Below are 9,438 nucleotides of genomic sequence, written 5' to 3' on the forward strand. Positions count from 1 at the left end.
CTCCAGGTAGAGCCGGCCGCCGCGAAGAACAGGGCCAGTGACGCGAAGATGTAGCCGACCGAAGGCCCGAGATCTGTCATCCCGGAATGGAAGGGCAAGTGGAAAGCCTCGACACCCGACCAGATGCTGAACGAGAGGACCGCCGAGCCGACGAACGCGGCATTCGACAGCACCCCGAAGATGATAGCGAGGGCCGTGAGCGTTTCGATGATCGCGATCACCACCGCGAAGACGGGCGGATTGGCCATGCCGAGCATGTTCATCAGCGCCAGCCACTGGTGGATGACGGGCGTGTTGACCTGAGAGACCTTGCCGAGCTCGTCGTGCAGGGTCTGCCCGTGGATGAACCCGGGCAGCCATTTGAAACTCGCGTCACAGGCCCAGAGCACTCCGAACAGGATGCGCACCACCGCGGCGCCCCGCAGCCAGCGTCGGCCGAAGACTACGGGGCGTGTGGTGCTCAAGGACGAATCTGCTGCAGAGGGGGCGTCGAGGGTCGTGGACACAGGGGTGCACCCTTTCGGTTGACCGAGTTTTGTCAATCGAACACGCGGTGGCTGGCAAGCGGCTTCACGGTCGCTGGGAACAGTCCGACCACCGGCCGGTACGTCGGGTAGTCGTCTCGTGATCCTGGAGGACGAAACCAATGCCAGCCGTCATCCGTTGCCAGTCGGCAGACCTACTTGGAGACGGTGCGCTCCAGCGTCGCCAGCGAGGCAGCGATGAAGTCGTCGCCGAACACCGGCACCCCGATGGTGTCGCGGAACTCCTGCCCCGTTCCGCTCCAGTCGTAGGTGAGTGTGACGTCGGTGTCCGCACCGTTGGGGACGAGGTCGTAACGCCAGAACCAGCCGCCGGGGCTGTGCGTCCCCGAGTCGTCCAGTTGTCCAGGAAGCCACGCAATGGTCCGGTCCTCGTCGAACTCGGTGACCAGGTTGTGCATGACGTAATGTCCGCCTGCCTGTTCGAGATACATGTTGATTGCGAACATCTGGCCGCATGCCGTGACCGGGCTGGTGTCGATGGCGTCGCCGACCCAGTCGCCGGGCTCGGTGTCCTTGTGACGGGTGGGGTCGGTCAGGACGGCGAAGATCGTCGCCGGTGACGCGGCGATGGTGCGGGTGACGACGTAGCGCTCGTCGAGTCGTGTGCTCATGCGTTGTCTCCTGATCCGTAGAGCCGTGCGATGTCGGGGGAGTCGAGCCAGCCGGAATAGGTGGGTGACGACGGCCAGCCCTCTGGCGAGTCGAGCCATTCCTCCTGGCGGCCCCACGGCAACACGTCGACCAACGCGAACGTCAGGGTGAGCTGCTCGACACCGCGTCCGTTGGTGTGCCAGGTGCGGTACACGGTGTCCCCGTCACGCAGGAATACGTTGACGCCGAAGCCTTCGCCAGGAGGCGCGTCGACGTCGGCGGCGAACGAGCTCTCGGACGACGAGTACCAGTCCATCTTGTTTCCGACCTTGGCCTTGTAGGCCAGTCCCTCTTCGATGGGCCCGTTGGTGACGACGACGAAGCGGGCGTCGTAGGGGTCCAGGAAGCCCAGGCGGTCCCATTGCGACGTCAGACTCGTGCAGCCGCCGCACTGCCACTCCGCGCCGTCGGACCACATGTGGTTGTAGACGATCAGCTGCGAGCGGCCGTCGAACACGTCGACCAGTCGGACGGGCCCGTCCTCGCCGATCAGGGTGTAGTCGGGCATCTCGACCATCGGCAGTCGGCGGCGCTGGGCGGCGATCGCGTCCAGCTCCCTGGTGGCGGCCTTCTCCCGCGCGCGTAGTTCGCCGAGCGCTGCGCGCCAGGTGTCCTGATCGACCACTGGCGGCTTGGCGGTGGCGGTCTTCGTGGAATCGGTCATGTTGGCTTCCTCCCGCTGGTGTCTCGGCGTCTCTCTGATTGGACTCCCTCTGCAAGCCAAAATCATCGAAGCGGCCATCCCGCCCGGGACCAGCGCGAGAATGAACCATCCGATCCAGCCAAGGGAGTGACTCCATGCGACCGACCGGCATCACGGCGAACCTCTCGGTGAGCGACGTGGCTGAAGCTCGCGACTTCTACGTGGGCTTTCTCGGTCTCACCGTTGAAGGATTCAACCTTGGCTGGGTGGCCAACCTCCAGTCGCCTGACGGCCGCGCGATCGTCCAGTTGGTCACTCGGGATGCCACCTCGCCCGTCGACTCCGTGATCTCCGTTCACGTCGGCGATCAGGTGGAGGAGGCGTACGAGGAGGCGCAGCGACGGGGCTTCGAGATCGTTCATCCGCTGACCACGGAGCCTTGGGGGGTGCGCAGGTTCTTCGTCCGTGCGCCGGACGGCAACGTCGTGAACATCGTCAGCCACGTCGACGATTGACGGCTAACCGTCAACGGTCGATTTCGGTGTGGCGGCTGCGCCGAACCACCTGGGCAGCTGGCTGAGCAGATCCCGTTGATCCTCACCAACCCATGCCACGTGGCCGTCCGGCCGCAGCAGTACCGCGGACACGTCGAGTTCCTCGCTGATGTCGACGACGTGGTCGACGCGGTCTGCCCAGCCCGCTACCGAGAGCCGGCCGGTCTGATCGAGAAGCAGCCCGCGGCCGCCGTGCATCAGCTCGTAAAGCCGACCGTGCTTCAGCGCCACGTCCCGCAACCGCCTGCCCAGAAGTTCATGACCCTCGCCGAAGTCATAGCGGACCCCGATCGCGTGGATCTTCTCGGTCAGATACCGGTTCACCACTTCGAAGTGCATCAGTTCCGACACCAGCCGGCGCACCGCCTGGGGACCCGGCTCCAGGGCCATTAGTTCCATCTGCGCGCGGGTATTGCTCAGCACGTCGGCGGCTACCGGGTGCCGTTCGGTGTGGTAACTGTCCAGCAGACCATCCGGTGCCCAGCCGTTGATCGCGGCGGCCAGTTTCCAGCCAAGATTGAACGCGTCGTGGATACCGAGGTTGAGTCCCTGCCCGCCCGCGGGCGGGTGGACGTGTGCCGCGTCGCCTGCCAGCAGCACCCGGCCGACCCGGTAGCGCTCAGCCTGCCGGGTCGCGTCGCCGAACCGGGACAGCCAGCGCGGTGAGTGCGCGCCGAAGTCGGTGCCTGCGACCGCAAGCATCTGCTGCTTCAGCTCGTCCAGAGTCGGCGGGACCGCGCGGTCCTCGGTCACCCCGGCGGCGGGCACGATGACGCGGTAGGCCCCGCCCTCGAGAGGCATGGCGCCGAACCGGAGTTGGGTCTTGCGGACTTCCGCCATCACGGTGTTGATCGTCTCTGGTGACGCGGTCAACTCCATCTCGCCCAGCAGCGTTTCGACCCTGGTGGGCTCGCCGGGGAAATCGACACCGAGCAACTTGCGCACCGTGCTGCGGCCGCCGTCGGAGCCGACGAGGTAGCGCGAGCGCAATCGCGTGGCGCCGGAGCGAAGCTTGCCGAGCGACCCTGTCTCGGCCAGCTCGACGGTCACCCCGTGGTCGTCTTGGCTCAGCCCGATCAGCTCGCGGCCGCGCCGGACCTCGACGCCGACCTCGGTCGCATGCTCGGCCAGAAGGCGGTCGGTGATGGTCTGCGGGATGCCGAGGGTGTACGGGTGCGCAGTATCCAGCTCGGGCGATGACTTGGCGATGCCGGCGAAGAATCCGCCGACCGGGTGCTGCTGGCCGAGCGCGAGGAACCGCTCCAACAGGCCGCGCTGGTCCATGATTTCAACGCTGCGCGCGTGCATGCCGAGCGAGCGGACAATCCTGGTCGGCTCCGCGTCCTTCTCCAGCACGAGCACGTGTACTCCGTGCAGCCGCAACTCGCTTGCGAGCATCAAGCCGGTCGGTCCGCCGCCGGCAACGATCACGTCGGTATCCATCACTGGCATTCGCATCTCTCATTTCCGCAGGTTGAAGGATCGGTCAGTGAGTATGCGGCACTACCGGGGGCTTGCCGCAAGCCCCCGGGTGAGCTATAAATTGAAGGTGGAAAGGGAGCGCTCCCTTTCCTTTTTCTTTGCCCGGTGACAGCCCGCATCGAATGCATGTTCGATAGACTGGGTTGGTGGGCTGGCACAACGGACCTCCGAGCTGGGCCGAGATGGAGCGCGTACTCACCGGCAAGCCGCGCCGGGCAGGCCTGCCGCTCGAAGAACCCACGGGCGACGGCGGCGACAGCCCGGCCTGGTCGCGCAAGCGGGGGAGCTACGAGCCACCGGACCGGCCCGCGGGGGGCGGTTCGTCGGTACCGTACGCCGAACTGCACGCCCACTCGGCGTACAGCTTCCTCGACGGGGCCAGCACGCCTGAGGAACTGGTCGAGGAGGCCGCCCGGCTGGACCTGCGTGCCATCGCGCTGACCGACCACGACGGCCTGTACGGGGTGGTGCGGTTCGCCGAGGCCGCCAAGGAGCTGGACGTGGCCACCGTGTTCGGCGCGGAGCTCTCGCTCGGGAACGTCGCCCGCACCGAGGAGCCCGATCCACCCGGTCCGCATCTGCTGGTCCTGGCGCGCGGGCCGGAGGGGTATCGACGGCTGTCGCGGCAGCTGACCCGGGCGCACCTGGCCGGTGGCGAGAAGGGCAAGCCGCGCTACGACTTCGACGAGCTGACCGAGGCCGCAGGCGGGCACTGGCACATCCTCACCGGTTGCCGCAAGGGACATGTGCGCCAAGCGCTCTCGGTCGGCGGGCCGGATGCGGCCGAATCCGCGCTTGCCGATCTGGTGGATCGGTTCGGCGCCGGCCGGGTCAGCGTCGAGCTGACCAGGCACGGGCATCCGCTCGACGACGAGCGCAACGCCGCGATGGCCGCGCTGGCGCCACGGTTCGGCGTTGGCGTCGTCGCGACCACTGCCGCGCACTTCGCCGAACCCGACCGCGGCAGGCTGGCGATGGCGATGGGGGCGATCAGGGCGCGCAACTCGATGGACGACGCGGCAGGCTGGCTGGCACCGCTGGGTGGTGCGCACCTGCGGTCGGGGGAGGAGATGGCGCGACTGTTCGCGCACTGCCCGGAGGTGGTGACGGCCGCGGCCGACCTCGGCGAGCAGTGCGCCTTCGGCCTGGCGCTGATCGCCCCGCAGCTGCCGCCGTTCGACGTGCCCGACGGGCATACCGAGGGCAGCTGGCTGCGGCACCTGGTGATGACCGGGGCCCACAACCGGTACGGACCGCCGGAGCGGTCCCCGCGCGCCTACCAGCAGATCGAGCACGAGCTGAAGGTCATCGCCCAGCTGAACTTCCCCGGCTACTTCCTCGTGGTGCACGACATCACCCGGTTCTGCCGGGACAACGGCATCCTGGCCCAGGGCAGGGGATCGGCGGCCAACTCGGCGGTCTGCTACGCGTTGGGCGTCACCCACGTCGATCCGATCGCCAACGAGCTGTTGTTCGAACGGTTCCTCTCCCCGGCGCGCGACGGGCCACCCGACATCGACATCGACATCGAATCGGACCTGCGGGAGAAGGCGATTCAGTACGTCTACGAACGCTACGGCCGCGACTACGCCGCGCAGGTCGCCAACGTGATCACCTATCGGGGCCGCAGCGCCGTGCGCGACATGGCCCGCGCGCTCGGCTTCTCGCAAGGCCAGCAGGACGCCTGGAGCAAGCAGATCAGCAGGTGGAACGGGCTGGCGGACTCGCCCGACGTCGAGGACATTCCGGAGCAGGTGATCGATCTGGCGTTGCAGATCAAGAATCTGCCCCGGCACATGGGCATCCACTCCGGCGGCATGGTGATCTGCGACCGGCCCATCGCCGACGTGTGCCCGGTGGAGTGGGCCCGCATGGAGAACCGCAGCGTGTTGCAGTGGGACAAGGACGATTGCGCGGCAATCGGATTGGTGAAGTTCGACATGCTCGGGCTTGGCATGCTCTCGGCGCTGCACTACGCCATCGACCTGATCGCCGAGCACAAGGGCATCGAGGTCGACCTGGCCAAGCTGGACCTCTCCGAGCCCGCGGTGTACGAGATGCTGCAGCGCGCCGACTCGGTCGGGGTGTTCCAGGTGGAGTCGCGCGCGCAGATGGCCACGCTGCCCAGACTCAAGCCGCGGGTGTTCTACGACCTGGTGGTCGAGGTCGCCCTGATCCGGCCAGGACCGATCCAGGGCAACTCGGTGCACCCCTACATCAACAGGCGCAACGGTTTGGAGCCGGTGACCTACGACCACCCGTCGATGGAACAGGCACTGCGGAAGACGTTGGGAGTGCCGCTCTTTCAGGAGCAGCTGATGCAGTTGGCGGTGGACTGTGCGGGCTTCTCCGCTGCCGAGGCCGACCAGTTGCGCCGCGCCATGGGGTCCAAACGGTCCACCGAGAAGATGCGAGGGCTACGGGACCGGTTCTACGAGGGCATGCGCAACCGGCACGGCATCACCGGCGAGGTGGCTGACCGGATCTACGACAAGCTGGAGGCCTTCGCCAACTTCGGCTTCCCCGAGAGTCATTCGTTGTCCTTCGCCTCGCTGGTGTTCTACTCGTCGTGGTTCAAGCTGCATCATCCTGCGGTGTTCTGCGCGGCGTTGTTGCGCGCGCAGCCGATGGGCTTCTACTCGCCGCAGTCGCTGGTCGCCGATGCCCGCCGACACGGCGTCGTCGTGCATGGGCCCGACGCGAACGCCAGCCTGGCGCACGCCACATTGGAGGATGCGGGCAACGCCGTGAGATTGGGTCTGGGCAGCGTCCGTCACATCGGCGCCGAGTTGGCCGAACACATCGTCGACGAGCGAAAGGCCAACGGGCCGTATGCATCCCTACTCGACCTGACCGGCCGGGTGCAACTCTCCGTACCGCAGACCGAGGCGCTGGCCACCGCGGGGGCGCTTGGCTGCTTCGGGATCGCCAGGCGGGCGGCGCTGTGGGCCGCGGGTGCCGCCGCCACCGCCCGACCGGACCGGTTACCGGGCGTCGGGTCGTCCTCGCACGTCCCCGCGTTGCCCGGCATGACCGAATTGGAACTGGCGGCCGCCGACGTGTGGGCCACCGGTGTCTCGCCGGACAGCCACCCCATCCAGTTCCTGCGGGAGCGACTTGACGAGATCGGTGTCGTGCCCGCCGACCGGCTGCTGTCGGTGCCGGACGGCACCCGGGTGCTGGTTGCGGGTGCGGTGACGCATCGGCAGCGGCCCGCGACGGCCCAGGGCGTGACGTTCATGAACCTGGAGGACGAGACCGGGATGGTCAACGTGCTGTGTTCGCGCGGGGTTTGGGGCAGGCACCGCAAGCTGGCGCAGACGGCGTCGGGGTTGATGATCCGCGGCATCGTGCAGAACGCCAGCGGTGCCGTCACCGTGGTCGCCGACCGGATGAGCAAGCTGGACATGCGGGTGGCGTCGAAGTCGAGGGACTTCCAGTGAGCTCTCACGAAGCGCGGACTGCTCGCGCAGGCAGTCAGTCGGTCGGGGTGGTCCAGACCTTGTCGATGGTGATCTTGAGGCGGGTGCTGTAGCCCGCCATCGCTTCGGTCAGCCCGAACTTGGCGGCCGACTCCGCATACTTGGCCCAGTACGGCTCATCGGTGCGGCAGTCCACGTCGGTGGCGTCGATGGTGGCCTCGCCGCCGATCACGACGATGCCGCTGCCGTTGCCGTCGGAGTCGAGGTTGAGGCTCACTCGGGGGTGGCGCTGAACGTGCGCGACCTTCGCGGCGCCGGGCACCGTGTAGATGACCACGGCGGCGCCGTCGAAGTAGAACCAGATCAGCTTCGGCACGGGCTGGCCGGACTTCGCGACGGTGGTGAGCCAGCCGTAGTGGTCGGCGGTCAGTCGGTCGATGACTTCGGGCGTCAGCTCAGCACTCATGAAACCGAATGTAGTCTCCGGCTATGACTCTCAACCTCTCCGTCGACGAACTGCTGACCTCCACCCGCTCGGTCCGCAAACGGCTCGACCTCGAGAAGCCGGTGTCCAAGGAGGTTCTGCTGGAGTGTCTCGAATTGGCGCTTCAGGCGCCGACGGGGTCGAACGCGCAGGGTTGGCAGTTCGTCTTCGTCGACGACGCGGACAAGAAGGAGGCGTTGGCCGACATCTACCGCACGGCGGCCACGCCCTACCTCGACTCCCCGCCCGTGGAGTTCGGTGACAGCCGTGACGACCGCGCTCCGCTGGTGGTCGATTCCGCCAAATTCCTCAACGAACACCTGCACGAGGTTCCGGTCATGATGATCCCGTGCCTCGAGGGCAGGCCGGATGGTGCGCCCGCGGGCATCAGCGCATCGTTCTGGGGCTCGCTGCTGCCCGCCGTCTGGAGTTTCCAGCTGGCGCTGCGCTCCCGTGGCCTCGGCTCGGCGTGGACGACGCTGCACCTGTTGGGCGACGGCGAGAAGCGGGCCGCCGAGATCCTGGGCATCCCGTTCGACAGGTACTCCCAGGGCGGGCTGTTCCCGATCGCCTACACCAAGGGCACCGACTTCCGGCCTGCCAAGCGGCTGCCCGCTGAGCAGCTCACCCACTGGAACACGTGGTGAATTAGCGGGCCACAATGGTGGCGACGATGCGCTCGGCTAGACCGCGCCGGCGAAACCCTGCTGGCGCCACGCCTCGTACACCGCGACCGTGGCGGCGCTGGACAGGTTCAACGACCGCCGACCGGCCAGCATCGGAATGCGTACCTGCCTGGTGACGTGCGGATCGGCCAACGTCGTGGCGTCCAGTCCGGTCGGCTCAGGACCGAACAGCAACACGTCGCCAGGGCGGTAGTCCACGTCGGCGAAGGACGACTCGGCGTGCGCGGTGAACGCGAACACCCTGGCAGGTGATACCGCGGCCCAGGCGCTCGGCAGATCGGCGTGCACGGTCACCGACGCCAGGTCGTGGTAGTCCAGGCCGGCGCGGCGCACCTTGGGTTCGGACAGGTCGAAACCCAGCGGTTCGACCAGATGCAGTTCGCATCCGGTGACCGCGACCATCCGGATCGCGTTGCCGGTGTTGGGCGCGATACGGGGCGAATAGAACATCACCTTGAACAAGACACGGTGCCTTCCCGGTACGACGACGGTGTGCCGACCCAGCTTGCAGAGCCGGCGTCAATTCTCGATCGCGATGGTCAGCTCTGGGCCGTCTTCGCTGCCGACGTGGGTGTGCCAGCCGGGGTCTACTTCGTCGTCCCCGAAGTAGTAGGACAGCGACATATAGAGATGGAAGGCTTCTTCCGCGGTCAGGTAGGCCCATGCCTCCGTCAGCATCTCGTCGTCGCCTCCGCCGGTCAGCCTCATGCCCGGAATGTACCGCCGGCGGTTGCGATGCGTTGCTTGGTAACCCGCGGCGCGATTTGCTCGCATAGCACACGACTTCGCAACACCTACGTCACGAACTCTGTCTGTTCAGTAAGAATTGTGGAAACGGGTGCTAATCGCTGTCATACTCGTCCAATTGCCGGGCGGACCACGCCTGCCCACGTTTGGGCAAAGAGCAGTAGGAAACCTATGACCTATGCGCGATCAATGAAATGCCGACCAGCGGCCGGTAGTACGGTCGG

General features: G+C 66.9%; 10 protein-coding genes. 3 read left to right on the top strand and 7 right to left on the bottom strand.

What is annotated here, in order from left to right; translation table 11 throughout:
- The 3 genes from QOC69_RS10625 to QOC69_RS10635 form a co-directional block, all read right to left on the bottom strand.
- A partial coding sequence (locus QOC69_RS10625) for a hypothetical protein (RefSeq protein WP_526439135.1) occupies window positions 1-410 on the bottom strand: 410 nt, incomplete at its 3' end.
- Between the two features lie 269 nt (window positions 411-679).
- The gene (locus QOC69_RS10630; protein WP_526439137.1) at window positions 680-1,156 is read right to left on the bottom strand and encodes an SRPBCC family protein; all 477 of its coding nucleotides are present in this window, start codon (window positions 1,154-1,156) and stop codon (window positions 680-682) included.
- Entirely contained in the window at window positions 1,153-1,860 is a 708-nt protein-coding gene (locus QOC69_RS10635; protein ID WP_526439139.1) for a DUF899 domain-containing protein, read from the bottom strand. The genes QOC69_RS10630 and QOC69_RS10635 overlap by 4 nt, the downstream gene beginning before the upstream one ends.
- Before the next feature lie 134 nt (window positions 1,861-1,994).
- Between QOC69_RS10635 and QOC69_RS10640 the strand changes: the two genes are divergently transcribed.
- A complete protein-coding gene (locus QOC69_RS10640) occupies window positions 1,995-2,354 on the top strand; it encodes a VOC family protein (protein WP_526439141.1) in 360 nt (119 codons plus the stop codon).
- A gap of 3 nt (window positions 2,355-2,357) precedes the next feature.
- Here QOC69_RS10640 and rox read toward each other — a convergent pair whose 3' ends face one another.
- Entirely contained in the window at window positions 2,358-3,845 is a 1,488-nt protein-coding gene (gene rox, locus QOC69_RS10645; RefSeq protein ID WP_526439143.1) for a rifampin monooxygenase, read from the bottom strand.
- Between the two features lie 176 nt (window positions 3,846-4,021).
- Between rox and QOC69_RS10650 the strand changes: the two genes are divergently transcribed.
- A complete protein-coding gene (locus QOC69_RS10650; RefSeq protein WP_526439145.1) occupies window positions 4,022-7,318 on the top strand; it encodes a DNA polymerase III subunit alpha in 3,297 nt (1,098 codons plus the stop codon).
- Between the two features lie 34 nt (window positions 7,319-7,352).
- On the opposite strand, the gene QOC69_RS10655 is transcribed toward QOC69_RS10650, so the two are convergent.
- Complete coding sequence (locus QOC69_RS10655; RefSeq protein WP_526439147.1) at window positions 7,353-7,763, bottom strand: TIGR03667 family PPOX class F420-dependent oxidoreductase; 411 nt, start codon at window positions 7,761-7,763, stop codon at window positions 7,353-7,355.
- A gap of 23 nt (window positions 7,764-7,786) precedes the next feature.
- Here QOC69_RS10655 and QOC69_RS10660 point away from each other — a divergent pair, with 23 nt between their 5' ends.
- The gene (locus tag QOC69_RS10660; RefSeq protein ID WP_526439149.1) at window positions 7,787-8,428 is read left to right on the top strand and encodes a nitroreductase family protein; all 642 of its coding nucleotides are present in this window, start codon (window positions 7,787-7,789) and stop codon (window positions 8,426-8,428) included.
- A 36-nt stretch (window positions 8,429-8,464) separates the two neighbouring features.
- Here the strand turns inward: QOC69_RS10660 and QOC69_RS10665 are convergent, their stop codons facing one another.
- Both QOC69_RS10665 and QOC69_RS10670 read right to left on the bottom strand, forming a co-directional pair.
- Window positions 8,465-8,917, bottom strand: a complete 453-nt coding sequence (locus QOC69_RS10665; protein WP_526439151.1) for a tRNA (cytidine(34)-2'-O)-methyltransferase — start codon at window positions 8,915-8,917, stop codon at window positions 8,465-8,467.
- Window positions 8,918-8,986: 69 nt separating this feature from the next.
- On the bottom strand, window positions 8,987-9,175 hold the full coding sequence (locus QOC69_RS10670; protein ID WP_526439153.1) for a hypothetical protein: 189 nt from the start codon (window positions 9,173-9,175) through the stop codon (window positions 8,987-8,989).
- Window positions 9,176-9,438 lie beyond the last annotated feature (263 nt).

Origin of the sequence: Mycobacterium sp. (assembly GCF_032162105.1) — a bacterium.
In the GTDB taxonomy this organism is placed as follows: Bacteria; Actinomycetota; Actinomycetes; order Mycobacteriales; family Mycobacteriaceae; genus Mycobacterium.

Bases quoted from the DNA above. Each gene is read 5' to 3' on its own strand.
- rox (WP_526439143.1), bottom strand. From the start codon at position 3,845: ATGCCAGTGATGGATACCGACGTGATCGTTGCCGGCGGCGGACCGACC.
- QOC69_RS10665 (WP_526439151.1), bottom strand. From the start codon at position 8,917: ATGTTCTATTCGCCCCGTATCGCGCCCAACACCGGCAACGCGATCCGG.
- QOC69_RS10630 (WP_526439137.1), bottom strand. From the start codon at position 1,156: ATGAGCACACGACTCGACGAGCGCTACGTCGTCACCCGCACCATCGCC.
- QOC69_RS10660 (WP_526439149.1), top strand. From the start codon at position 7,787: ATGACTCTCAACCTCTCCGTCGACGAACTGCTGACCTCCACCCGCTCG.
- QOC69_RS10670 (WP_526439153.1), bottom strand. From the start codon at position 9,175: ATGAGGCTGACCGGCGGAGGCGACGACGAGATGCTGACGGAGGCATGG.
- QOC69_RS10635 (WP_526439139.1), bottom strand. From the start codon at position 1,860: ATGACCGATTCCACGAAGACCGCCACCGCCAAGCCGCCAGTGGTCGAT.
- QOC69_RS10655 (WP_526439147.1), bottom strand. From the start codon at position 7,763: ATGAGTGCTGAGCTGACGCCCGAAGTCATCGACCGACTGACCGCCGAC.
- QOC69_RS10640 (WP_526439141.1), top strand. From the start codon at position 1,995: ATGCGACCGACCGGCATCACGGCGAACCTCTCGGTGAGCGACGTGGCT.